19 protein-coding genes and 2 pseudogenes are annotated in these 23889 nt (G+C 69.6%); 6 read left to right on the top strand and 15 right to left on the bottom strand.

From position 1 onward, the window contains the following. Window positions 1–105 precede the first annotated feature (105 nt). Genes ruvX through QF035_RS41925 form a run of 4 tightly spaced genes read right to left on the bottom strand, consistent with a single transcriptional unit; the run spans window position 106 to window position 4085 of the window. A complete protein-coding gene (gene ruvX / locus QF035_RS41940; RefSeq protein WP_307531817.1) occupies window positions 106–570 on the bottom strand; it encodes a Holliday junction resolvase RuvX in 465 nt (154 codons plus the stop codon). A gap of 17 nt (window positions 571–587) precedes the next feature. Then, entirely contained in the window at window positions 588–3260 is a 2673-nt protein-coding gene (gene alaS, locus QF035_RS41935; RefSeq protein WP_307526628.1) for an alanine--tRNA ligase, read from the bottom strand. After that, window positions 3260–3610 (bottom strand): DUF6167 family protein, encoded by a 351-nt coding sequence (locus QF035_RS41930; RefSeq protein WP_055614426.1) that lies wholly within the window; start codon window positions 3608–3610, stop codon window positions 3260–3262. The genes alaS and QF035_RS41930 overlap by 1 nt, the downstream gene beginning before the upstream one ends. Window positions 3611–3617: 7 nt before the next feature. Next, complete coding sequence (locus QF035_RS41925) at window positions 3618–4085, bottom strand: DUF948 domain-containing protein (RefSeq protein WP_143635401.1); 468 nt, start codon at window positions 4083–4085, stop codon at window positions 3618–3620. Window positions 4086–4220: 135 nt separating this feature from the next. Here QF035_RS41925 and QF035_RS41920 point away from each other — a divergent pair, with 135 nt between their 5' ends. After that, window positions 4221–6434 (top strand): ATP-binding protein, encoded by a 2214-nt coding sequence (locus QF035_RS41920; protein ID WP_307526625.1) that lies wholly within the window; start codon window positions 4221–4223, stop codon window positions 6432–6434. Window positions 6435–6467: 33 nt separating this feature from the next. On the opposite strand, the gene rpsD is transcribed toward QF035_RS41920, so the two are convergent. The 3 genes from rpsD to QF035_RS41905 all read right to left on the bottom strand — a co-directional run bounded on the left by rpsD (window position 6468) and on the right by QF035_RS41905 (window position 9478). Beyond that, window positions 6468–7082, bottom strand: coding sequence for a 30S ribosomal protein S4 (rpsD, locus tag QF035_RS41915; RefSeq protein WP_055614429.1), 615 nt, complete (start codon window positions 7080–7082; stop codon window positions 6468–6470). 345 nt (window positions 7083–7427) lie between these two features. Further along, complete coding sequence (locus QF035_RS41910) at window positions 7428–8780, bottom strand: replication-associated recombination protein A (protein WP_269650537.1); 1353 nt, start codon at window positions 8778–8780, stop codon at window positions 7428–7430. A 50-nt stretch (window positions 8781–8830) separates the two neighbouring features. Beyond that, the gene (locus QF035_RS41905) at window positions 8831–9478 is read right to left on the bottom strand and encodes a vitamin K epoxide reductase family protein (RefSeq protein WP_307526621.1); all 648 of its coding nucleotides are present in this window, start codon (window positions 9476–9478) and stop codon (window positions 8831–8833) included. Between the two features lie 139 nt (window positions 9479–9617). On the opposite strand from QF035_RS41905, the gene QF035_RS41900 reads away from it, so the two are divergent. The 3 genes and pseudogenes from QF035_RS41900 to QF035_RS41890 all read left to right on the top strand — a co-directional run. Next, window positions 9618–10484 (top strand): ABC transporter ATP-binding protein, encoded by an 867-nt coding sequence (locus QF035_RS41900; RefSeq protein WP_307526619.1) that lies wholly within the window; start codon window positions 9618–9620, stop codon window positions 10482–10484. After that, window positions 10481–10678: pseudogene (locus QF035_RS41895) on the top strand (ABC transporter permease); the annotation flags it as partial. The gene QF035_RS41900 and the pseudogene QF035_RS41895, both read left to right, overlap by 4 nt. Further along, a pseudogene (locus QF035_RS41890) lies at window positions 10670–11003 on the top strand (LuxR C-terminal-related transcriptional regulator); the annotation flags it as partial. The pseudogenes QF035_RS41895 and QF035_RS41890, both read left to right, overlap by 9 nt. 262 nt (window positions 11004–11265) lie before the next feature. Here QF035_RS41890 and hisS read toward each other — a convergent pair. Beyond that, window positions 11266–12528, bottom strand: coding sequence for a histidine--tRNA ligase (gene hisS, locus QF035_RS41885; RefSeq protein WP_307526617.1), 1263 nt, complete (start codon window positions 12526–12528; stop codon window positions 11266–11268). 11 nt (window positions 12529–12539) lie between these two features. After that, the gene (locus tag QF035_RS41880; protein WP_269650534.1) at window positions 12540–13256 is read right to left on the bottom strand and encodes an MBL fold metallo-hydrolase; all 717 of its coding nucleotides are present in this window, start codon (window positions 13254–13256) and stop codon (window positions 12540–12542) included. Window positions 13257–13426: 170 nt separating this feature from the next. Here QF035_RS41880 and QF035_RS41875 point away from each other — a divergent pair, with 170 nt between their 5' ends. Together QF035_RS41875 and QF035_RS41870 are read left to right on the top strand one after the other, a co-directional pair. After that, a complete protein-coding gene (locus tag QF035_RS41875; RefSeq protein ID WP_307526614.1) occupies window positions 13427–14266 on the top strand; it encodes a peptidylprolyl isomerase in 840 nt (279 codons plus the stop codon). A gap of 135 nt (window positions 14267–14401) precedes the next feature. Then, complete coding sequence (locus QF035_RS41870) at window positions 14402–15631, top strand: DUF349 domain-containing protein (protein ID WP_307526612.1); 1230 nt, start codon at window positions 14402–14404, stop codon at window positions 15629–15631. Window positions 15632–15759: 128 nt separating this feature from the next. Here QF035_RS41870 and QF035_RS41865 read toward each other — a convergent pair whose 3' ends face one another. From QF035_RS41865 to ruvB, 6 genes are all read right to left on the bottom strand, one after another. Further along, window positions 15760–18285: a RelA/SpoT family protein gene (locus tag QF035_RS41865; RefSeq protein ID WP_307526610.1), complete on the bottom strand. Its 2526-nt coding sequence runs from the start codon at window positions 18283–18285 to the stop codon at window positions 15760–15762. Window positions 18286–18489: 204 nt separating this feature from the next. Then, entirely contained in the window at window positions 18490–19029 is a 540-nt protein-coding gene (locus QF035_RS41860; protein WP_307526609.1) for an adenine phosphoribosyltransferase, read from the bottom strand. After that, the gene (gene secF / locus QF035_RS41855) at window positions 19026–20153 is read right to left on the bottom strand and encodes a protein translocase subunit SecF (RefSeq protein WP_307526607.1); all 1128 of its coding nucleotides are present in this window, start codon (window positions 20151–20153) and stop codon (window positions 19026–19028) included. The genes QF035_RS41860 and secF overlap by 4 nt, the downstream gene beginning before the upstream one ends. A 1-nt stretch (window position 20154) precedes the next feature. Then, complete coding sequence (gene secD, locus QF035_RS41850) at window positions 20155–21924, bottom strand: protein translocase subunit SecD (RefSeq protein WP_307526605.1); 1770 nt, start codon at window positions 21922–21924, stop codon at window positions 20155–20157. A gap of 141 nt (window positions 21925–22065) precedes the next feature. Continuing rightward, window positions 22066–22563 (bottom strand): preprotein translocase subunit YajC, encoded by a 498-nt coding sequence (gene yajC / locus QF035_RS41845; protein ID WP_055614438.1) that lies wholly within the window; start codon window positions 22561–22563, stop codon window positions 22066–22068. Between the two features lie 164 nt (window positions 22564–22727). After that, window positions 22728–23798 (bottom strand): Holliday junction branch migration DNA helicase RuvB, encoded by a 1071-nt coding sequence (ruvB, locus tag QF035_RS41840; protein WP_055614439.1) that lies wholly within the window; start codon window positions 23796–23798, stop codon window positions 22728–22730. Window positions 23799–23889: the final 91 nt, after the last annotated feature.

The raw sequence follows: 23889 nt of genomic DNA, 5'->3' as shown, positions 1-23889 counted from the left end.
CGAGGCGGCGGTCGCGGTGGCTGTGGCTCGGCTCCCGTCCGCCTCTCTCCTGTGCGGAGGTTATTCGAACACCACCGCATCGCGCGGAACGTTACCGTACCGCGATCAGATGACCACTTCGACGCCCTCGCCCGGAGATGTACCCGACGCCCGTTCGGACTCCAGTGCCTGCTGGAGGATGATCACGGCCGCTGCCTGGTCGATGACCGATCTGCCCTTCTTGGACTTCACGCCCGAGGCGCGCAGTCCCTGACTGGCCGTCACTGTGGTCATCCTCTCGTCCACGAGGCGCACCGGAACGGGTGCGATCCCCCGGGCGAGGTCAGTTGCGAAGGCGCGGACCTTGACGGCGGCCGGGCCCTCGCCCCCCTTGAGGGAGCGAGGGAGTCCGACCACGACCTCGATCGGCTCGTACTCCTCGACGAGCTGCTTCAGGCGCCGGTGGGCGGCGGGGACATCGCGTCCCGGCACAGTCTCCACCGGAGTGGCGAGGATCCCGTCGGGGTCGCACGAGGCGACCCCGATCCGGGCGTCCCCGACGTCGATGGCGAGACGGCGGCCGCGGCGCATGACCCGCTCGCCCTCGCTCACTTGGCCGACTCGGCCACGAGGCGCTCGACGGCGTCGACGGCGTCACCGATGGCGGCCGGGTTCTGGCCACCGCCCTGGGCGACGTCCGGCTTGCCGCCACCGCCGCCACCGAGGGTCTTGGCGGCCGTACGCACCAGGTCACCCGCCTTGAGGCCGCGCTCGCGGGCGGCCTCGTTGGTGGCGATGACCGTCAGCGGCTTGCCGTTGACCGTCGTGAACAGGGCCACCACGGCGGCCCGTCCGCCCTGGATGCGGCCGCGGACGTCGAGGACCAGCTTGCGCAGATCGTCGGCACCCGTGCCGTCCGGCACCTGGCCGGTGACAAGTGCGATGCCCTGCACGTCCTTGGCGGACCCGGCGAGACCGGCGGCGGCCTGCAGCACCTTCTCGGCGCGGAACTTCTCGATCTCCTTCTCGGCGTCCTTCAGCTTGCCGAGCATGGCGGAGACCTTCTCCGGGAGCTCCTCCGGACGTCCCTTGATCAGCTCCTGGAGCTGGGCGACGACCGTGTGCTCACGGGCGAGGAAGTTGTAGGCGTCGACACCCACCAGGGCCTCGATACGCCGTACGCCGGAACCGATCGACGACTCGCCGAGCAGCTTCACCAGGCCCAGCTGGGCGGTGTTGTGCACGTGCGTACCGCCGCACAGCTCCTTGGAGAAGTCGCCGATGGTGACGACCCGGACGCGCTCGCCGTACTTCTCGCCGAACTCGGCGATGGCGCCCTGCTTCTTGGCCTCGTCGATGCTCAGGATCTCGGCGTGCACGTCCAGGTCGCGGGCGAGCACCTCGTTGATCTTCTGCTCGACGTCGGTCATGACGGCCGTGGGCACGGCGGCCGGGGAGCCGAAGTCGAAGCGGAAGCGGCCCGGCTGGTTCTCGGAACCGGCCTGGGCGGCCGTCGGACCGAGGGCGTCGCGCAGGGCCTGGTGCGTGAGGTGGGTGGCCGAGTGGGCGCGGGCGATGGCCGTGCGGCGGCGTACGTCGATGACGGCCTGGGCCTTGGCACCGACGGTCACCTCGCCGACCTGGACGACGCCCTTGTGGACGTACACCCCTGGGACCGGCTTCTGACAGTCACGGATCTCGACGACGGCACCGGTGTCGACCTTGATGCGGCCGGTGTCACCGATCTGGCCGCCGCCCTCGGCGTAGAACGGGGTGCGGTCGAGGACGATCTCGACCTCGTCGCCCTCGGTGGCGGCCGGCGAGGAGACACCGTCGACGAGGATGCCGACGACCGTGGACTCGCCCTCGGTGTCCGAGTAGCCGATGAAGTCGGTCTCGCCGGCGGCGTCCGCGATCTCGCGGTAGGCGCCCATGTCGGCGTGGCCGGTCTTCTTGGACTTGGCGTCGGCCTTGGCGCGCTCCCGCTGCTCCTTCATCAGGCGCCGGAAGCCGTCCTCGTCCACGGAGAGGCCCTGTTCGGCGGCCATCTCCAGGGTGAGGTCGATCGGGAAGCCCCAGGTGTCGTGGAGCAGGAAGGCCTTGTCGCCGGCGAGGACCTGACCGCCGGCGGCCTTGGTCTCCGTGACGGCGGTGTCGAGGATGTTCGTGCCGGCCTTCAGCGTCTTGACGAAGGCGTTCTCCTCGGCGACGGCGACCTTCTCGATGCGCTCACGGTCGGAGACGAGTTCCGGGTACTGCCGGCCCATCATCTCGATGACGGTGTCGACGAGGTCCTTGACCACCGGACCCGTGGCGCCCAGCAGCCGCATGTTGCGGATGGCGCGGCGCATGATGCGGCGCAGCACATAGCCGCGGCCCTCGTTGCCCGGGGTGACACCGTCACCGATGAGCATCACGGACGTCCGCATGTGGTCGGTGACCACGCGCAGGGAGACGTCGGAGTCCTTGCCGCTGCCGTACTCGACGCCGGTCAGCCCGGTGGCCTTCTTGATGACGGCCATGGAGGTGTCGATCTCGTACAGGTTCTGCACGCCCTGCAGAATCATCGCGAGGCGTTCCAGACCGAGGCCCGTGTCGATGTTCTGGCTCGGCAGGTCGCCGAGGATCTCGAAGTCCTCCTTCGAGGTGCCCTCGCCGCGCTCGTACTGCATGAAGACGAGGTTCCAGATCTCCACGTACCGCTCGTCGTTGACGGCGGGGCCGCCCTCGACGCCGAACTCGGGGCCGCGGTCGTAGTTGATCTCGGAACACGGGCCGCAGGGGCCCGGGACGCCCATGGACCAGTAGTTGTCCTTCTTGCCGAGGCGCTGGATGCGCTCCTTGGGCACGCCGACGACCTCGTGCCAGATGCGCTCGGCCTCGTCGTCCTCCAGGTACACGGTGATCCAGAGCTTCTCCGCCTCCAGGCCGTAACCGCCCTTGTCCTGGGGGCTGGTGAGCAGCTCCCAGGCGTACTTGATGGCGCCTTCCTTGAAGTAGTCGCCGAAGGAGAAGTTGCCGCACATCTGGAAGAACGTGCCGTGCCGGGTGGTCTTGCCGACCTCTTCGATGTCCGGCGTACGGACGCACTTCTGGACGCTGGTGGCGCGGGCGTAGGGCGGCTTGACCTCACCCAGGAAGTAGGGCTTGAAGGGCACCATGCCGGCCGGGACCAGGAGCAGAGTCGGGTCGTCCGCGATGAGCGACGCCGAAGGGACGACGGTGTGACCGCGCTCCTCGAAGAAGCTCAACCAGCGGCGACGAATCTCGGCCGACTCCATCAGTGGTCCTCATTCCGGTTGTACGAGTACGTCGACCTCTCGACATACGTCGGGTTCTTGCTGTACTTCGGGTCATTGCTGTTCTCGATGGCCGCGACGCGCCGCGGGGAGGGCAGTTCGGGATCGGCGTTCAGCCCGAGCACCTCGCCGAGTTCGGCCTCCCGCTGGACCATGCCGTCGCGGACGTCGAGTGCGAAGTCCTTGATGCGGTGGCCCGCTTCGAGCGCCTTGTTGGCTGCCTGGGCCGCGAGGCTCTCGGGCGTCAGCTGCCTGAGCTTGCGGTTGACCTTGGTGGTGGCCCACACACCGGCGGCTGCGCCCGCGGTGAACCAGAACGTACGGCGGAACATCGCTGCGTCAGTCCTTCTTCCGCTTTCCCCGTCGCGCCGACGGGACGGTGCGGCCCACGATCACGGTACGTCGCGCGGGCTTGGCGGGCGCGTCCTCGCGGCGGCCGCCGATGGCCCGGCGCACGCCGTAGCCGAAAGCCGCGACCTTCACGAGGGGGCCGCCGAAGGTGGAGGCGACGGTCGTGGAGAGCGCCGACGCGTTCGACGTGACCTCCTGGACGTCCGACGCGATGGCGTCCACCCGGTCGATCTGGGTCTGTGCGGAGCGCACGGCCGAGGAGGCGTCTGCCAGGAGCGGGACGGCCTGGTCGGTCACGTCCGCGACGAGCTTGGTGGTCGCCCTGAGCGTCTGGGCCAGCCTCGCGAGTGCCACCGCGAGGAAGGAGACCAGGATCGCCCAGAAGACGGCCACCAGGATCCCGGCCACCTCTCCACCGGACACTGCGCACCCGCTCCCTGGATCGTGCCTCAACATCGAAAACATCGAAAAGTCGTCCCCCGAGCCTATCGCGCCGGGGCTGGGGCTCCGTACCGGATTACCGCCCGCCGGCGCCGGAGTTGCCCGAAGCGATTGTACGGAGTGCTTACGGATGAGTACGCTCCGTTCCCCATGCGACGTTCTCGGCGTTCCGGTGCGGGGGCCGGCGGTCACCGGGCCGGGAATCTGCCCCTGGAGCTCAACGCGTTCGTGGGCCGCTCGGCCGAACTCACACAACTGGGTGCGGCCCTCGGCGCGGCACGCCTGGTCACCGTGACGGGTCTTGGCGGGGTCGGCAAGTCACGGCTCGCGGCGCGTGCGGCGGCCAGAACCCGGCCGCGCGCCGGGGTGATGGGGGTCCCCCCGCTCGAGCGAAGCCGAGAGTGGGGGAGCGTGGACCTGGCCGCGGTGCGGGAGGCGGAACTCGTCGACTACGCGGTCGTCGAGGCCCTCGGTCTGACGGATCACACGTCCCGGCCGCCGCGTCAGGCGCTGCTCGACCATCTGTCGAAGCGTCAACTCCTGCTCGTACTGGACGGGTTCGAGCATCTGGTGGACGCGTGTGCCTCGCTGGTCGGTGAGTTGCTGCGGCGGGCGCCGGGGCTGCGGGTGCTCGCCGTGGGGCGCAGGCCGCTGGCGGTGGAGGGCGAGCGGCTGTTCCCGCTGGCGCCGCTGACCGAGCGGGAGGCCGCCGAGCTGTTCGCGGACCGTGCGGCCGAGAGCACACCGGGGTTCACCCTCCACGACGGCAACCGTGCGGACGTGCGCGAACTGTGCCGACGGCTCGACGGCATCCCGCTCGCGGTCGAGCTGGCGGCGGGACGGCTGCGGACCCTCTCCCCCGCGCAGCTGCTGATGCGGCTCGACGACCGTTTCCGGTTGCTGACGGGCGGCGGGCGCGACGCGCTCCCCCGCCACCAGACGCTGCGGACGGCGATCGGCTGGAGCCATGAGCTGTGCACGCCGGAGGAGCGGCTGCTGTGGTCGAGGCTCTCGGTGTTCGCCGGGCAGTTCGACCTGGAGGCCGTGGAGTACGTGTGCGGGGGCGACGGCCTGCACCCCGACAACATCCTCGACGTGCTGGGCGAGTTGCTCGCCCAGTCGGTGGTCACCCGCGAGGAGACCCAGGCGGGTGTGCGCTACCGCATGCTGGACACGGTCCGGGCGTACGGCGCCGACTGGCTGGCGGCGACGGGCGACACGGCTCGGCTGCGGCGGCGCCACCGCGACTGGTACATGGGGCTCGCCACCTGGTGCGAGCTGGACTGGTTCTCGCCCCGTCAGCGCGAGGTGGCCGCGCGCGTGGAGGCGGAGCTGCCGAATCTGCGCTGTGCCATGGAGCAGTGTCTGTCCGAGCCGGGCGGCGGCCATCTCGGCCAGTACCTCGCGGGCACGCTCTGGTTCTACTGGGTCGGCTGCGGCCGGCTGTCGGAGGGGCGGCACTGGCTGGAGCGGACCGTCCTCCTCGACACCGAGCACGAGCGCTCGCGGCTGAAGGCGCTGTGGGTGCTCGGCTATGTGGCGATCCTCCAGGGCGACAAGGTGTCGGCGCTCGCCGCGCTCGCCGAGTGCCGGGAGAAGGCGGAGGACAGCGGCAACCCCCTCGCGCTGGCCTATGCCGAGCACCGCACCGGCTGTCTGGCCCTGGTCACCGACGACATGGCCCGTGCGGAGACACTGCTGCGTTCGGCGCTCGACCGCTATCAGGAGATCGGCGAGCTCAACAGCAACGTCCTGATGGGCCAGGTCGAGCTGGCGATGACGCTGGCCTTCCAGGGCGATCTGCCGGGCGCGGTCCACCTGTGCGAGGACGTGCGCCGGGTCTGTACGGACCACGGCGAGCGCTGGACCCTCGCCTACGCGCTGTACGTCCTGGCGTACGTGGCCTGGACCGAGGGCGATCTGCCAGGCGCCCGGCGGTTGCTGGTCGAGTGCCTGGACATCAACCACGTCTTCAACGACCTGCTCGGCACGGTCCTGGCGATGGAGCTGCTCGCGCTGATCACGGCGGCGGAGGGCGACGCCTCCGAGGCCGCGGTACTCCAGGGCTCCGCGTCCCGGATCTGGCCGTCGGTGGGCCTGCCTCTGTTCGGCTCCGCCTACTACAACGCCCCGCACGAACAGTGCGAGGCGACGGCCCGGGAACGGCTGGGCGACGAGCGGTACGAGGAGTGCGTACGGGCCGGTGCGCGGCTCGGCCGGCAGGCGGCGGTGGGCAGGGCGCTCGGGCACACCCGGCAGCGGCTGCTCGGTGCGCTGCCGCCGCCGCGCGGGCTGCCGGACCCCCCTGACATGCGCAAACCCGCCGCCTCGCCCACCCGCAAGGGTGGGGAGACGACGGGCTGACGCACAGGTGGTGCTACATCCGGCTGAGGGTGATCAGCGGGCGTAGTACTCGACGACGAGCTGCTCGTCGCAGATCACCGGGATCTCCTTGCGGTTCGGCTCGCGGTCCAGGCGGAAGGCCAGGGCGCCGAGGTTCACCTGGAGGTAGCGCGGGGTCTCGCCGTCGGGGGCGAAGCCACCGGCACGGGCGACCTCGAACAGCGTCTTGCTGCGGCTGCGCTCGCGGACCATCACGACGTCGTCGGGCTTGACGCGGAACGACGGCTTGTCGACCTTGCCACCGTTGACCTCGATGTGGCCGTGAACGACCATCTGGCGGGCCTGGTAGATCGTGCGGGCGATGCCCGAACGCAGAACCAGTGCGTCGAGACGACGCTCCAGCTCGATGACCAGGGCCTCACCGGTCTTGCCCTGCGTCTTGGCGGCACGCTCGTAGGCGCGGACGAGCTGGCGCTCGGACACGTCGTACTGCGCACGCAGACGCTGCTTCTCGAGCAGACGGACCTTGTAGTCCGAGTTCTGCTTACGGCCACGGCCGTGCTCGCCCGGCGGGTAGGGGCGGGCCTCGAAGTACTTGACGGCCTTCGGGGTCAGCGCGATGCCGAGGGCACGCGACTTCTTGACCTTGGGGCGGGACTGGTTCGGCATGAACCAAACACCTCATGTTTCTGATGCGAATACGGCTTCACCAGGGTTAGGGGAGGTCGCAATCCGCAGCCAGGGAAACCCTGCGGGTCCGGTCGGTCGGACCTGCGGGGCAGCCGCTCCCTGTGCTGGGCACATACGTGCAGCACGCGAGTGGCCCACCGACCGGTTCCCGGAGATCCGGGAGGGTGGTGGGCTGCCCGCGACACCTTCGACGGTGCGCGACGCTCCTGGAATCCCCGCCTTGCGGTGAGGGCTCCGGCTGGATGTCCCGTTCTGGTGATGTCGGCTTCCTCGTCAGAGGAGGCCGGACACGGGACGCAGCGCTTCGAGGAGTCTACAGGGTGGTCAGGACCGCCCTCGACCGAGGTGCTTCCTGGTCCACTCCACCGCGTCCGCGTAGCGCGCCTCGGCTCCGTGGCGGGTGGGGGTGTAGTACTCGCGGTCCTTGAGCTCCTCCGGCGCGTACTGCTGGGCGGCGATTCCCTCGGGCAGGTCGTGCGGGTACACATACCCCTGGGCGTGGCCGAGCTTGGCCGCGCCCTTGTAGTGCCCGTCGCGCAGGTGCATCGGTACGGGGCCAGCGTGGCCCTTGCGTACGTCTTCCATGGCGGCGCCGATCGCCGTCGTCGCCGCGTTCGACTTGGGCGCGAGGGCGAGGGCGATGGTGGCGTGGCTGAGGGTGAGCGCGGCCTCGGGGAAACCGATCATGGCGACGGCCTGGGCGGCGGCGACCGCCGTCGGCAACGCGTTCGGATCGGCCAGGCCGATGTCCTCGCTGGCGGAGATCATCAGGCGGCGGGCGATGAACCGGGGGTCCTCGCCGGCCTCGATCATCCGGGCGAGGTAGTGCAGCGCGGCGTCCACGTCCGAGCCGCGGATGGACTTGATCAGGGCGCTCGCCACGTCGTAGTGCTGGTCGCCGTCGCGGTCGTACTTCACGGCTGCCCGGTCGACCGTCTCCTCCAGGGTCTGGAGGGTGATCTCCGGCTCGCCCTTGTCGAGCGCCGACCCGGCCGCGGCCTCCAGCGCGGTCAGCGCGCGGCGCGCGTCGCCCCCGGCGATCCGCAGCAGGTGCTCCTCGGTGTCCTCGGGGAGGGTGACGGCCTCCTTGAGGCCGCGCTCGTCGGCGAGGGCCCGGCGGAGCAGTCCGCGCAGGTCGTCGTCCGTGAGCGGTTCGAGGGTCAGGAGCAGCGAGCGGGACAGCAGCGGGGAGATCACCGAGAAGTACGGGTTCTCGGTGGTCGCGGCGATCAGCGTCACCCAGCGGTTCTCGACGGCCGGGAGCAGGGTGTCCTGCTGGGCCTTGCTGAAGCGGTGGATCTCGTCGAGGAAGAGGACGGTCTCCTTGCCGAAGCCGCCGGTGGCGCGGCGGGCGCCCTCGATGACCGCGCGGACCTCCTTGACGCCGGCGGTGATCGCGGAGAGCTCCACGAAGCGCTTGTCGGTGGCCTTGGAGACCACGTACGCGAGGGTCGTCTTGCCGGTGCCCGGCGGTCCCCAGAGGATGACCGAGGACTGGCCCGCCGGACCCCCGCCGTCACCGACCAGTCTGCGCAGGGGTGAGCCCGGCTTCAGCAGGTGCTGCTGGCCCACCACCTCGTCGAGGGTGCGCGGGCGCATCCGTACGGCCAGGGGGCTGCTGGACGGGTCCTTCTCCTGGCGTTCTTCGGCTGCGGCGGTGAACAGGTCGGGCTCCACGTCCAAAACCCTATGTCACGCCACTGACAACGCCGTCGGCCCGGTGGAACTCAGCTGGTCCAGAAGTCCCACCAGCGCGTCAGGACCAGCATGCCGATGATCCCGATGTGCATGACCGGCAGCACCCAGGCGAACTCGCCGAGGAAGCCCTTGACCCAGCCCGGCGCCGGCAGGAAGCCGTTGCGGACGTTGTGCGAGGTCACGGCCCAGAACATGATGATCGTCGCGACCCAGGCGAGGGAGCACCACAGGCACAGCGAGTTGATGTTGTACAGCGACTGGTACTGCAGCCAGGTGCAGAAGCCGACGCCGAACAGCGTGCCCGCGTTGAACGTCAGCCAGTACCAGCGCGGGAAGGTGGCGCGGCCGAGCAGGCTCATGCCGACGCAGATCACGATGCCGTAGGCGACGAGGCCCATCATCGGGTTCGGGAACCCGAAGGCGGAAGCCTGGTCGCTCTTCATGATGTTGCCGCAGGAGACAACCGGGTTCAGGCTGCAGCCCGGGGTGAAGTTCGGGTCCTCCAGCAGCTTGAACTTGTCGATGGTGATGACCCAGGAGGCCAGCAGTCCGGCCGCGCCCGTGATCACCAGCAGAAGGGCGAGGAAACGACCGCCGCCCACGGACGGTGGCGCCTCTGCACCCTCCTGGTCGTGGGGGTCGGTGCTGATGCCTTCCCTGACTGTCGTCTTGCTCATCACGCCGTTTCCGTAGCTTGAGGGGGCCTTCCGGGCACAGTCATTGTGCCGCACACGCGCGCGTGTCCACCGTTCGATGGACATAAGGAAGTACGCACGGTGGTCCCGGAACGTTCGCTTCGGCGGGACGCTCGACGGCATGGCAGCACACATGAACGAACTCGCCGTGCACGTACGAGGACTGCGCAAGCGGTACGGGGACGTGACCGCCGCCGACGGCATCGATCTCGGGATACGGCGGGGCGAGGTCTTCGGCCTGCTCGGACCCAATGGCGCGGGCAAGAGCACCACCGTGGAGATCCTCCAGGGCAACCGTTCCAGGGACGCGGGTGACGTCTCGGTCCTGGGTTCGGACCCGTCGACGGGCACGCGCGCGTGGCGTTCGCGGGTCGGCATCGTCTGGCAGGACGAATCCGCGCCCGCCGAGTTGACGGTGCGCGAGACCGTGCGGCATTTCGCGCGCTACTACGCGAAGCCGCGCGACCCGGAGGAGGTCATCGGTCTGGTGGGTCTTGAGGAGAAGGCGGGCAGCCGGACCAAGGCGCTGTCGGGCGGTCAGCGGCGGCGGCTCGACGTGGCGCTCGGTGTGATCGGCGGCCCCGAACTGCTGCTCCTGGACGAGCCCACGACCGGTTTCGACCCGGGAGCCCGCCGCCGGTTCCGGGACCTGATCCGGAAGCTGTCCGACGAGGGCACGACGATCCTGCTGACCACGCACTACCTGGAGGAGGCGGAGGCACTCGCACACCGGCTCGCGGTGATCACGAAGGGCCGGGTGGTGGCCGAGGGAGAACCGGCGGCCCTGCGCGACCGGTACGGCACCGAGGCCACCGTCGAGTGGACGGAGCCCGACGGCACCCCGCGTCGCGAACACACCGGGACACCCACCCGCACGATCACCGAACTCATGCGCCGCTTCGACGGGGAGATCCCAGGACTGCGGGTGAGCCGCCCCACCCTGGAGGACGTCTACCTACGGCTGACCGGGCAGGAGGAGGCACGATGACCACGGCCTTCGTACGGTCCGGGGCCGCCGCAGGACAGCTCCCCGGCGCCTGGGGCCTGGGCCTCCACCGGGGCGCGCTGGAGACCAGGCTGTTCTTCCGTCAGCGCGACCAGGCGGTGTTCACCTTCGCCTTCCCGATCGTCTTCCTGTTCCTCTTCGCGTCGATCTTCAGCGACGACGTCACGGCCGCGGGCTATCTGCTCAAGGATCTGCCGCGTGGGGCGCCGGCGGACGCGGTACGGGCCGCTGCGCGGGGCGAGACCGTGCTGGCGCCGGCCGTCGCCGCTCGGCTTGGTCGACCGGCTCCGTGCCGCGCCGGAGCGGCCGCGGTTGTCCGCCCGGGAGGTCGCCGCGTTGCGGCTGGTCGCGGACGGGTGCACGAACGCGGAGATCGGGCGGCGGCTCTTCATCGGCGAGTCGACGGTGAAGACCCATCTGCTGCGGGCGTTCGGCAAGTTGGGGGTGGACGACCGGACCGCGGCGGTGACCAACGCGATGCGGTTCGGCTTGCTGGACTGAGGGTTCTCGCCCCCGCCGCCCCTACCCTCCCCCACTCTCGGCTTCGCTCGAGCGGGGGGACCCCCATCGTCACTACTCGGGGGCCGGCCCCCGAACCCCCGCTCCTCAAACGCCGGAGAGGCTGAGTCACCCAAGGGGCGCGGGGAACTGCGCGACCAGCCCCCACCGGCCCGCACCCGACAACGGGGTCTGGGGCAGAGCCCCAGAAGGACGGGACGGGTAGGGGCGGCGGGGGCGAGAAAACGCAAGCCCAGCCCACCGCTCAGCTGAGCCGCGACTCCAGTTCCGCCACGATCTCGTTCACGCCCACAGCCACTTGCTCGCCGGACTCCATGTCCTTGAGCTGGACGACGCCTTCGGCGAGGTCGCGCTCGCCGGCGACGACGGTGTAGCGGGCCCCACTGCGGTTGGCGTTCTTCATGGCCCCCTTGAGCCCCTTGCCCCCGTAGGAGAAGTCGGCCGCGACCCCGTTCCGGCGCAACTCGGTCACCACCCGGAAGAGCACCCGTCGAGCCTCGTCCCCGAGCGCCACCGCGAACACACTGGTGGACGCGGGAAGTTCGAGGGACACGCCCTCGGCCTCCAGCGCGAGGACCGTACGGTCGACCCCGAGAGCCCACCCGACGGACGGCAGCGCAGGACCACCGATCATCTCGGACAGGCCGTCATAGCGACCGCCGCCACCGACCGCGGACTGCGAACCGAGACCGTCGTGCACGAACTCGAAGGTGGTGCGGGTGTAGTAGTCCAGCCCACGGACCAGCTTCGGATCGTCCTCGAAGGAGACACCGGCGGCCGTGATCAGCTCGCGCACCTCCTCGTGGTACGCCTTGCACGCGTCGCAGAGATAGTCCCGCAGCAAGGGAGCCCCGACCAGCTTCTTCTGGACGTCGTCGCGCTTGTCGTCCAGGACCCGCAACGGGTTGATCTCGGCCCGCCGGAGCGTCTCCTCGTCCAGGTCCAGCCCCCGCAGGAAGTCCTGGAGCGCGGCCCGGTAGACGGGACGGCACTCCTGGTCGCCCAGCGAGTTGAGGAGGATCCGGAAGTTCCGCAGCCCGAGCGAGCGGTACGCCTGGTCGGCCAGGATGATCAACTCGGCGTCCAGGGCCGGGTCCTCGGCCCCGATCGCCTCGGCGCCGACCTGCGAGAAGTGGCGGTAACGACCCTTCTGGGGGCGCTCGTAGCGGTAGTACGAGCCCGAGTACCAGAGCTTGACGGGGAGGTTGCCCACCTTGTGCAGGTTGGCTTCCAGGGCGGCGCGCAGCACGGAGGCCGTGCCCTCGGGGCGCAGCGCCAGTTGGTCGCCGCCCTTGGTCTCGAAGGCGTACATCTCCTTCGTGACGATGTCGGTGGACTCACCGACCCCGCGCGCGAACAGTTCGACGTTCTCGAATCCGGGCGTCTCGATGTATCCGTAGCCGGAGTTCCGCAGGGGCGCGGCGATCGCCTCGCGCACCGCGAGGAACGTCGCGCTGTCCGGCGGAATCAGGTCGTACGTGCCCTTGGGGGCCTTGAAGGTGCTCACGGGAAGTCTCGTCACATTCCTCGTCGAGGAGCGGAGGTCGGGTCCGCTCCCGGGCCGGGCGCCGCCACCTGCCGCAAGTACGGGTTGGTGGCGCGCTCCTGGCCGATGGTCGTCTGGGGGCCGTGGCCGGACAGCACCACGGTCGAGTCGTCGAGCGGCAGGCACACACGGGCCAGCGAGTCGAGGATCTCGGTGTGGGAGCCGCCGGGCAGGTCGGTGCGTCCGATGGAGCCGGCGAAGAGCAGATCCCCGGAGAAGAACACGGACGGGATGTCCGTGGTCTCGGGCATCCGGAACGTCACCGACCCCTTCGTATGGCCGGGCGCGTGCGCGACGGAGAAGTCGAGGCCGGCCAGCTTCAGCGCGGCGCCGTCCGTCAGCTCCTTCACGTCGTCCGGCTCCCCGATGGTCAGCTCGCCCATCAGCGGCATCCCGATGGAACGGCCGAGTGCCCGCTCGGGGTCGCTCATCATGTACCGGTCCTCGGGGTGGATCCACGCGGGCACGTCGTGCGCGCCGCACACCGGGACGACCGAGGCGACATGGTCGAGGTGGCCGTGCGTGAGGACGACCGCGACGGGCTTGAGCCGATGCTTCTTCAGCGTGTCCTCGACTCCCTGGGCGGCCTGATGGCCCGGGTCGATGATCACGCACTCCTCGCCTGCGGCGGGGGCGACCAGATAACAGTTGGTGCCCCAGGCCCCGGCGGGGAACCCGGCAATGAGCACGTTCGTCCTTCGGTATGTCGTACGGGGGAATGGTCCGGCTGTGGATCAGAGCCTACCGGCGCTGCCGGAACCACAGCGAACCCATATACGGTACGGGTCACACGCAGGCGGTCGGCTCAACAGACGCACGCGTCCCACCTGACGTACGAGACGCATGAGGAGATAACCCGGTGGTCACCCAGGAACAGCGGCGGCGTCAGCTCGCCCGGGAGAAGTTCTTGCGGCAACAGCAGCGGCGCACGTCCGCTCGGCGCAAGGCCCACGCTCGCAACGCGGTGATCGCGTCGGTCCTCGGCGTGGTCGTCGTGGGCAGCGTGGTGTCGTACGCGACCGGGGTCTTCAAGAACGACGACAACAAGTCGGACGCGGCCGCCGAGGCGAGCCCGAGCCCCTCCGCGCCCAGCAAGGCACCGGACCCCTGCGAGAAGGCCGCCGCGGGCAAGGTGAAGTCGCTGAGCTACAAGAAGGAGCCGGCGATCACCATCGACAAGTCGGCGGACTACACGATGAAGCTGCAGACGACCTGCGGCACGATAGACATCGACATGCCGGCCTCGAAGGCCCCGCACACCGTGAACTCGTTCAACTTCCTGGTGGGCAAGGGCTATCTGGACCACACCAAGTGCCACCGCCTGACCACGAACGGCATCTTCGTGCTGCAGTGCGGCGACCCGCAGGGCACCGGCATGGGCGGCCCCGGCTACACGATTCCGGACGAGAACCTCAAGGACAAGCGCCTCAAGGGCGACACGTACCCGGCGGGCACGGTGGCGATGGCCAACCAGTACAACGCCCAGACGAAGGAGGGCCGCAACTCCGGCGGCAGCCAGTTCTTCCTCGTGTACCAGGACAGTCCGTTGCCGGCCAACTACACACCGTTCGGGACTATTTCCGAATCGGGTATGAAGGTCATGGAGAAAATCGCCAAGGCCGGCGAGAGCACTGGCCAGGGCGACGGCGCACCCAATGCGACCGTCGTGATCGACAAGGCGACCGTGACGAAATCCTGACCTCCAGCAGCGAAATTTCGGTCGCGCGGGATGCGGACAGCCGCCCCGCCGGTCGCCTATGTTGGCCGTGACGAAACTGTGGACGATGCCCGGGGGTAAAGCAGCCCCACGCAGGCATCATGTGGAGGAGGCGCTGTGAGCAGCGACCCGTGGGGCCGCGTCGACGAGACGGGGACCGTGTACGTGCGTACGGCCGACGGCGAGCAGGTCGTCGGTTCCTGGCAGGCCGGTTCTCCCGACGAGGCACTGGCCTACTTCGAGCGCAAGTACGAGGGCCTGGTCGTGGAGATCGGCCTCCTCGAACGACGAGTGAAGACCACCGACCTGTCGGCGAAGGACGCCCAGATCGCCATCGACCACATTCGCGAGCAGGTGGACGCCCACCACGCGGTCGGGGATCTGGACGCGCTGAAGGTACGGCTGGACAAGCTCGTCGAGACGGTCGAGGCACGCCGCGAGGAGCGCAAGGCGCAGCGGGCGAAGCAGTCCGACGAGGCCAGGCACTCCAAGGAGGCGCTGGTCGTCGAGGCGGAGGAGCTGGCCCAGTCCGACCAGTGGCGGGCCGCCGGTGAGCGGCTGCGGGCGCTCGTGGACACGTGGAAGGGTCTGCCGCGGCTCGACCGGAAGTCCGACGACGAGCTGTGGCACCGCTTCTCGCACGCGCGCTCGGCGTTCTCCAAGCGCCGCAAGGCGCACTTCGCGTCGCTGGACGCGCAGCGCGAGGAGGCCCGCAAGACCAAGGAGAAGCTGGTCGCGGAGGCCGAGTCGCTGTCCGCCTCGACGGACTGGGGTCCGACGGCCGCCCGCTACCGCGAGCTGATGGCGGACTGGAAGGCCGCGGGCCGTGCCCAGCGCGAGCACGAGGACGACCTGTGGAACCGCTTCCGCGGTGCCCAGGACGTGTTCTTCGCGGCGCGCAGCTCGGTCTTCGCCGAGCGGGACGCGGAGCAGACGGAGAACCTGAAGCTCAAGGAGGAGCTGGCCGAGGAGGCCGAGAAGCTCCTCCCGGTGCACGACCTGAAGGCGGCGCGGGCCGCCTTCCGCTCGATCAACGAGCGGTGGGAGGCCATCGGCCATGTGCCGCGTGACGCCCGCCCGAAGGTCGAGGGCCGGATGCACACGGTGGAGCGGGCGCTCCAGGAGTCCGAGGAGGCCGAGTGGCGCCGGACGAACCCGGAGGCACGCGCGCGTGCCGAGGGTCTGACCGGTCAGCTCCAGGCGGCCGTGGACAAGCTGCAGGGCCAGATCGAGTCGGCGCGGTCCTCCGGCAACAACGCGCGGGCCGACAAGCTCCAGAAGGAGCTCGACGGCCGCCAGGCGCTCCTTGAGCAGGCTCTGAAGGGTCTGCAGGAGTTCGGCGGCTGAGGCCACCGAGGTCACCGGGGCAGGGCCACTGAGCCCTTCCACGGTTTTCCGCTTCTACGTGGAGGGGGCTTCCGTACGTTTCGTACGGAAGCCCCCTCCACGTAGTGGCCGATTTGTGGCCGGACCGTCTACGGCCTGCGCGCCGACGTCACCCGGTACACGTCGTACACGCCCTCGACTCCCCTGACCGCCTTCAGGACGTGGCCCAGGTGCTTCGGGTCGCCCATCTCGAAGGTGAAGCGGGAGGTGGCCACCCGGTCGCGGGACGTCTGGACGGCCGCCGACAGGATGTTGACGTGCTGGTCGGACAGGACCCTGGTGACGTCCGACAGGAGCCGTGAGCGGTCCAGTGCCTCCACCTGGATGGCGACCAGGAAGACCGAGGACTGGGTGGGCGCCCACTCGACCTCGAGGATGCGCTCGGGCTCGCGGGACAGCGAGTCGACGTTGACGCAGTCGGTGCGGTGGACCGACACACCGCTGCCGCGCGTGACGAAGCCCATGATCGGGTCGCCGGGGACGGGCGTACAACAGCGGGCGAGCTTGACCCATACGTCGTCGACGCCCTTGACGACGACGCCCGGGTCGGCGTTCGACCGGCGCTTGCGGCCGCGGCCGCGCGCCGGCGGGACGCTCTCGTCGATCTCCTCGGTGGCCGCTTCCTCGCCGCCCAGCGCCTGGACGAGCTTCTGCACGACGTTCTGCGCGGCCACATGGCCCTCGCCGATCGCCGCGTACAGGGACGAGATGTCGGGGTAGCGCATCTCGTGCGCGAGCGTGACCAGCGAGTCGCCGGTGAGGATGCGCTGGATCGGCAGGTTCTGCTTGCGCATGGCGCGCGCGATGGCGTCCTTGCCCTGCTCGATCGCCTCGTCGCGGCGCTCCTTGGAGAACCAGGCCCGGATCTTGTTGCGGGCGCGCGGGGACTTCACGAAGCCCAGCCAGTCGCGGGACGGACCCGCGCCGGCCGCCTTCGAGGTGAAGACCTCGACCAGGTCGCCGTTGTCCAGGGTGGATTCGAGGGGTACGAGGCGGCCGTTGACCCGTGCTCCTATGGTCCGGTGGCCGACCTCCGTGTGGACCGCGTACGCGAAGTCCACCGGCGTCGCCCCGGCCGGGAGCGCTATGACGTCACCCTTCGGCGTGAAGACGAAGACCTCGTTGCGGGACAGGTCGAAGCGCAGGGACTCCAGGAACTCGCTGGGGTCCTCGGTCTCCTTCTGCCAGTCGAGCAGTTGGCGCAGCCACGCCATGTCGTTGACGGCGTCCTTGTCCTTGCCGAGGCCCCTGGGCGCGTCCGTGCGCACCTTGGAGGCGCCGGCGGAGGGCTCCTGCTTGTACTTCCAGTGCGCGGCGATGCCGTACTCGGCGCGGCGGTGCATGTCGAACGTACGGATCTGGAGTTCGACCGGCTTGCCGTTCGGACCGATCACCGTCGTGTGCAGCGACTGGTACATGTTGAACTTGGGCATCGCGATGTAGTCCTTGAACCGCCCCGGAACCGGGTTCCAGCGGGCGTGGACGGTGCCCAGTGCCGCATAGCAGTCGCGGACCGTGTCGACGAGGACGCGGATGCCCACCAGGTCGTAGATCTCCGCGAAGTCACGGCCGCGGACGATCATCTTCTGGTAGACGCTGTAGTAGTGCTTCGGACGGCCGGTGACGGTCGCCTTGATGCGGGCGGCGCGCAGGTCGGACTGGACCTCGTCGGTCACTATGGCGAGGTACTCGTCGCGCTTGGGGGCGCGCTCGGCGACCAGGCGCACGATCTCGTCGTACATCTTGGGGTAGAGGATCGCGAAGGCGAGGTCCTCCAGCTCCCACTTGATGGTGTTCATGCCCAGGCGGTGCGCCAGCGGAGCGTAGATCTCCAGCGTCTCGCGGGCCTTCTTCTCCTGCTTCTCGCGCTTGAGGTAGCGCATGGTGCGCATGTTGTGCAGGCGGTCGGCGAGCTTGATGACCAGGACGCGCGGGTCCTTGGCCATGGCGACGACCATCTTGCGGACGGTCTCGGCCTGGGCGGCCTCGCCGAACTTGACCTTGTCGAGCTTGGTGACGCCGTCGACGAGCAGGGCGACCTGGTCGCCGAAGTCCCGCTTGAGGGTGTCGAGGCCGTACTCGGTGTCCTCGACGGTGTCGTGCAGCAGGCCCGCCATGAGCGTGGCCGGGTCCATGCCCAGCTCGGCGAGGATCGTCGTCACGGCGAGCGGGTGCGTGATGTACGGGTCGCCGCTCTTGCGCTTCTGGCCGCGGTGCCAGCGCTCGGCGACCTGATAGGCCTTCTCGACCTGCCGCAGGGTGGCGGTCTCGATCTTCGGGTCGTTGCTGCGCACTATCCGCAGCAGGGGTTCCAGGACCGGGTTGTACGGGTTGGACCGCTGGACGCCGAGCCGGGCCAGACGGGCGCGTACGCGGTTGGAGGAGCCGCCGCCGGTGCGTGCGGGCTGGCCGGCCGTGGGGCGGGCCGCGGACGCGGGTGCCTGGCGCTCGGGGGCGGCCGGCTCGGGGCGTGGCTGCTCGGCCGCCTTGGCTCCGGCCGCGGGCTCGGCTGAGCCGTTCTTCGCGGGCGCGCTCGCGGGCGGTGCGGGCGTGCCTGCGGGCGCCGCGGACTTCTCGGGCTTGGCGGCGGTGAGTGGCTGGGCCTCGTCTGGCAAGAGGACTCCTCGTGCGCGATCCGGGTCCCCGGTCAGGCTCCGGAGACCCCATGGTAGCGATCCTGGGCTCCGGACTCGCCTTCGGCCGGTGAGACCGCCTTCTACGGGAGAAACGCGAGAAGCGGGCACCGGATTCCTCCGGGCCCGCCTCCGCGGTGTCCTACAGGCGCCCAGGACGTGTCGTACGGGCGCCCCAGGGGTTGCTCAGACCTTGAGCAGCGCCTCCAGCGGGGCTCCGTCCAGGGACGGCTCCAGCCGGGCGCGGCCGCCCAGGAAACCGAGCTCCATGAGGACGGCGACACCCGCGACTCGGGCACCGGCCCGGCGGATCAGCTGGAGGGAAGCCTCGGCGGTGCCGCCGGTGGCGAGGACGTCGTCGACGACCATGACGCGGTCGTCCGCGCTCAGGTCCTCGGCGTGCACCTCGATCTCGGCGGAGCCGTACTCCAGGTCGTACGTCTGGCCGAGCGTCGCTCCGGGGAGCTTGCCCGCCTTGCGTACGGGGATGAAGCCGAGCCCCGCGCGGACCGCGACGGGCGCGCCCAGGATGAAGCCGCGGGCCTCCAGGCCGACGATCTTCGTGGCGCCGCTGCGGACGCTGATCTCGGCCAGCGCGTCGGTGAGTGCCGTGAACGCCGCCGGGTCTGCCAGGAGCGGGGTGATGTCCTTGAACATCACTCCCGGCTCCGGATAGTCCGCGACGTCACGGATACGGCTGAGCAGCAGCTCTTCGATACCGGTCATCGACGCTTCCCCGACGGCCGGCCGCGCCCCCTGCCGCGCGACGACGGCTGGGCACGCTGGGCGCGCGGTCCGACGACCGCGGGCGTCGCGTCCTCCGGCTCGTCCTCGTCGTAGCGCTCGTCGACGACCGGGGCCTCCAGGGACTCGCCCTTCGCGGCGGCCGCGGCCCGCTTGGCGAGCACGCGCTTCCGCAGGGCCTTCATCTGCGGCTCGCGCTCCTTGAGGTCGGCGACGAGCGGCGTGGCGATGAAGATCGAGGAGTACGCACCGGCCGCGAGGCCGACGAACAGCGACAGCGAGATGTCGTTGAGCATGCCCGCGCCGAGCACACCGCCACCGATGAACAGCAGGCCGCCGACCGGGAGCAGCGCGACCACCGTGGTGTTGATGGAACGCACCAGGGTGCCGTTGATCGAGCGGTCCGCGATCTCGCTGTAGGTCCAGCGGGTCTGTTTGGTGATGTCCTTCGTCTGCTCCTTGAGACTGTCGAAGACGACGACGGTGTCGTAGAGCGAGTAACCGAGGATCGTCAGCAGACCGATCACCGTGCCCGGGGTGACCTCGAAGCCGACCAGGGCGTAGACGCCGACGGTGATGGTGATGTCGTGGATGAGCGCCACGAGGGCGGCCACGGCCATCCGCCACTCGAAGGCGATCGCCAGATAGATCACCACCAGGACCAGGAAGATCGCCAGGCCCTGCCAGGCCTTGTTCGCGACCTGATCACCCCAGCTGGGGCCGACCAGGTCGGCGTTGATCTTCTCCGCGTCGACCTTCAGGTCCTTGGCGAGCTCCTGCTTGATCTGGTCGGACTTGCCGGTGTCGATGCCGGCGATCTGGATGCGCAGTCCGCCGTTGCCGAGCTTCTGGACGATCGCGTCGTGGCCGGAGGCCTCTTCCGCGTACGTCTCGGCCTGGCTCACCGAGATGCTGGTCTTCTCGGTGGTGAAGACGGCGCCGCCCTGGAACTCGATGCCCATGTTCAGGCCTCGCACCGCCAGGCCGACGATGGCCGTGATGGTGATCAGGATCGAAACGCCATACCAGATCTTGCGCTTGCCGACGAAGTCGTAGCCGATCTCGCCGCGGTGGAGCCGGGCGCCGAGGGTGCCGAGTTTCGACATCTCAGGCCTCCTTCGTGTCGACGGGAGCGGACACGCGACGGGTGCGGCGCAGCGGCGGCTGGACGCCCAGTCGCTTCGGGTCGAGGCCGGACCAGCTGTGGCCCTCCGCGAAGAACTTCTTGCGGGCGAGGATCGTCATCAGCGGCTTGGTGAAGAAGAAGACGACGACCACGTCGAGCAGGGTGGTCAGCCCCAGCGTGAACGCGAAGCCCTGGACCTTGCCGACCGTGACGACGAAGAGCACGGCCGCGGCGAGGAACGACACGAAGTCGGAGACCAGGATGGTGCGCCGGGCGCGCGGCCAGCCGCGCTCGACCGCGGGCCGCAGCGTACGGCCCTCACGGATCTCGTCACGGATGCGTTCGAAGAACACGATGAACGAGTCCGCCGTGATGCCGATGGCCACGATGGCGCCGCAGACCGCCGGCAGGTTCAGGGCGAAGCCGATGGCCGGGCCGAGCAGCGACATGATCACGTAGGTCATGACCGCGGAGACCAGCAGCGACGCGATGGCGATGAGCGACAGACCCCGGTAGTAGGCCACCAGGTAGATGATGACCAGCGCCAGACCGATGGCACCGGCGATCAGACCGGCCTCCAGCTGCTCGCCGCCGAGCGCGGCGGTCACGGTGGTGACGCTCGCTTCCGTGAAGGTGAGCGGCAGCGCGCCGTACGACAGCATGTTGGCCAGGTCCTCGGCCTCCTGCTGCTTGAAGCTGCCGGAGATCTCCGCGCTGCCGCCGGTCAGCGCCTGGCTGACGAACGGGTCGGAGACGACCTCGCCGTCGAGGACGATGGCGAACTGGTTCTGCGGGGACTGGTTCTGCGCCAGCTTGCCCGTGATGCTCGCGAACTTCTTGGCTCCCTTGGACGTGAAGTCCATGGTGACCTTCCAGCCCGCGGCACCCTGGGTGTCGAACAGGGCCGAGGCCTTGTCGACGTCGGTGCCCTCGACCTCGGCCGGGCCGAGGATGTACTTCTGCCACTGGCCCTGGGAGTTCTGACCACAGGCGACGGTCGGGTCGGAGGCCTTGACGCCGTCACCGGCCTTCGCGCGGACCGTCTTCTTGGAGCAGTCGAGCGCGGTGTACTCCGCCTGGAGCTTGGCGGTCGCCGGGTCGGTGCTCGCGGACGGCGAGGCGGACGGGCTGGACGAAGGGGAACCGCTCCCGGACGGGGTGGGGTCGGCCTTCAGCGCGTCGGTGACCGCACGGCCCTGCGTGCTGGAGGTGGCCGAGGGGGGCGTGGAGGGCGACGAGGACGAGGTGGCCTTGTCGGTGGCCTTGTCCTTGTCGCTGTCCTTGTCCGAACCCGTGGAGGCGCTGCTGGAGGCGCTCGGCGAGGGGCTGGCCGCCGGGTCCCCACCGGAGACCTCGGTGGTCAGGACGGGACGGAAGTAGAGCTTGGCGGTGGTGCCGACCTGTTCCCGGGCCTGCTCGGAGTTGGTGCCCTTGGGGATGTTGACGATGATGTTGCTGTCGCCCTGGGTCTGCACCTCCGCTTCGGTGACGCCCAGACCGTTGACACGGCGGTTCATGATGTCGACCGCGGTGTTCATGTTGGTCGGGTTGATCGCGTTCTTCTGGCCCGGCTCGTTCTTCGCCTGGAGCGTGATGCTCGTACCGCCGGCGAGGTCGATGCCGAGGCGCGGCGTCGTGTGTCCGGAGGCGAACATGCCGCCGGTGAGCGCCACGATGGCGATCAGGATCAGGGCCAAGGTGCGCCCCGGCCTGCCCTGGGTGCCCTGTCGGCCCTTCTTAGGTGCTGCCACCTTCTCGTTCTCCCTCTTCGTCCGCCCGGTTACCGAAGTACCTGCGCGGACGGGCATGAATGGTGTCGAGATTCCGTGCGAAGCCACACGTCCCGGGGACCGCGGCGCGCGAGCGGCGCACTCCGCGGTCCCCGGTCATGACTACTTCGCGTCGGACTCGCCGTCGGACTTCTTCAGGTCAGCCTCATCGGCCTTCTTCGGCTCCGCGTCGGCGGACTCCTCGACGGGCTCGTCGGCCGCGTCCTTCTTGCCGAGGTCGATGGGCTTGTCGTCGGAAGCGTCGGCGGGCTCGTCGGTCTCGGTGAGGGAGGAGGCGTCGTCCGGGACGACGGACTCGTCTTCCTTGAGGTCGTGCTCGATGCCGTGAACGAGGCGGTTGTACTCGTCGTCGCTGAGGACCGCCCCGATCGCGTTCTTCGCGAAGAGCAGGTCGACGCCCGGGCCTGCGTCAAGGAGGACCGTGTCCTCGTTGACCTCCTTCACCGTTGCGTACATGCCACCGATCGTGCGGACGCCGGAGCCGGGCTGCATGTCGTTGCGCATCTGCGCAGCCGCATTCTGCTTCTTCTTGGCCGACCGGGTCATCAGGAACATGGCCCCGATGAGCACGATGAACGGGAGGAGGGTCACGAGACTCACGGGACGGAACTTCCTTCATTCGACCGCGATGGTGAGCGGCCTGATGGATGGGGGTATGTACGCCGCCGGCAAAGGCGGCATCGGCGGAGTCTAAGCGAGTCCGCCGTCAAGGAACAACGCTCAGCATGGCACCGGGGTTCCTGACCCCGCGAGCCCTCTCGCCGTCACGCCCCGAACAGGTCCTGTTGTCCGTTTCCACCGGTTGACGGCCGGGGCGGGGTGAGGCCGAAATGAGCCCATGCCGCCGGTGTGGCCACCCGCCCGCGGGGCGTACGGGCCAGTAGCCCCTCACGGACGAGGAAGGGCTCGGCGACCTCCTCCACGGTCTCGCGCTCCTCCCCCACGGCCACGGCGAGCGTCGAGAGACCGACCGGGCCGCCGCCGAAGAGCTTGATCAGCGCTTCGAGGACACCGCGGTCCAGGCGGTCGAGGCCTCGGCTGTCCACTTCGTACACGGCGAGGGCGGCGCCGGCGATCTCGCGCGTGACGAAGCCGTCGGCCTTGACCTGGGCGTAGTCGCGGACGCGGCGCAGGAGCCGATTGGCGATCCGGGGTGTGCCACGGGAGCGGCCCGCGATCTCGGCGGCGCCCGCGGGGTCGATCTCGACGTCCAGCAGGTTCGCCGAGCGGTGGATGACGCGCTCCAGCTCGGCGGGCTCGTAGAACTCCATGTGGGCGGTGAAGCCGAAGCGGTCCCGCAGCGGGGGCGGCAGCAGGCCCGCGCGCGTGGTGGCGCCGACGAGCGTGAAGGGCGGCAGTTCGAGCGGGATGGCGGTGGCGCCGGGGCCCTTGCCGACGATCACGTCGACGCGGAAGTCCTCCATCGCCATGTAGAGCATCTCCTCGGCGGGCCGCGACATGCGGTGGATCTCGTCGAGGAAGAGGACCTCGCCCTCCTGGAGGGAGGAGAGGATCGCGGCGAGGTCGCCCGCGTGCTGGATGGCCGGGCCGCTGGTGATGCGGATGGGGGCTTCCATCTCGGCGGCGATGATCATCGAGAGGGTGGTCTTGCCGAGACCGGGGGCGCCGGAGAGCAGGACGTGGTCGGCGGTGGCGCCACGCGCGCGTGCGGCCCGCAGGACGAGGTCGAGCTGCTCGCGGACCTTCTCCTGACCGATGAACTCGCCGAGGTCCTTGGGGCGCAGAGCGGCCTCGACGGCCTGCTCCTCATGGTCGGCGGACGCACCGACGAGCCGCTCGGCGGTGTCGTCGTCGGCCGTGTCGTCCCAGTTCATGTGCTGTGCCTCGCGAGGTAGTGGGTCCGGGTCGTACGGGTGTGGGGCAGGCGATGCCGCGCCCCATAGGGGCGCGGGGAACTGCGCGACC

The sequence above is a fragment of the Streptomyces umbrinus genome, from assembly GCF_030817415.1.
Classification (GTDB): Bacteria; Actinomycetota; Actinomycetes; order Streptomycetales; family Streptomycetaceae; genus Streptomyces; species Streptomyces umbrinus_A.
This window is presented reverse-complemented; position numbering and strand designations above follow the sequence as displayed.

What these genes read in the sequence shown, in the direction of transcription:
- QF035_RS41900 (WP_307526619.1), top strand. Translation starts at nt 9,618, where the DNA reads ATGGCAGCACACATGAACGAACTCGCCGTGCACGTACGAGGACTGCGC.
- ruvX (WP_307531817.1), bottom strand. Translation starts at nt 570, where the DNA reads ATGCGCCGCGGCCGCCGTCTCGCCATCGACGTCGGGGACGCCCGGATC.
- QF035_RS41860 (WP_307526609.1), bottom strand. Translation starts at nt 19,029, where the DNA reads ATGACCGGTATCGAAGAGCTGCTGCTCAGCCGTATCCGTGACGTCGCG.
- QF035_RS41930 (WP_055614426.1), bottom strand. Translation starts at nt 3,610, where the DNA reads ATGTTCCGCCGTACGTTCTGGTTCACCGCGGGCGCAGCCGCCGGTGTG.
- secF (WP_307526607.1), bottom strand. Translation starts at nt 20,153, where the DNA reads ATGTCGAAACTCGGCACCCTCGGCGCCCGGCTCCACCGCGGCGAGATC.
- QF035_RS41905 (WP_307526621.1), bottom strand. Translation starts at nt 9,478, where the DNA reads ATGAGCAAGACGACAGTCAGGGAAGGCATCAGCACCGACCCCCACGAC.
- QF035_RS41925 (WP_143635401.1), bottom strand. Translation starts at nt 4,085, where the DNA reads ATGTTGAGGCACGATCCAGGGAGCGGGTGCGCAGTGTCCGGTGGAGAG.
- rpsD (WP_055614429.1), bottom strand. Translation starts at nt 7,082, where the DNA reads ATGCCGAACCAGTCCCGCCCCAAGGTCAAGAAGTCGCGTGCCCTCGGC.
- QF035_RS41920 (WP_307526625.1), top strand. Translation starts at nt 4,221, where the DNA reads ATGCGACGTTCTCGGCGTTCCGGTGCGGGGGCCGGCGGTCACCGGGCC.
- alaS (WP_307526628.1), bottom strand. Translation starts at nt 3,260, where the DNA reads ATGGAGTCGGCCGAGATTCGTCGCCGCTGGTTGAGCTTCTTCGAGGAG.
- ruvB (WP_055614439.1), bottom strand. Translation starts at nt 23,798, where the DNA reads ATGAACTGGGACGACACGGCCGACGACGACACCGCCGAGCGGCTCGTC.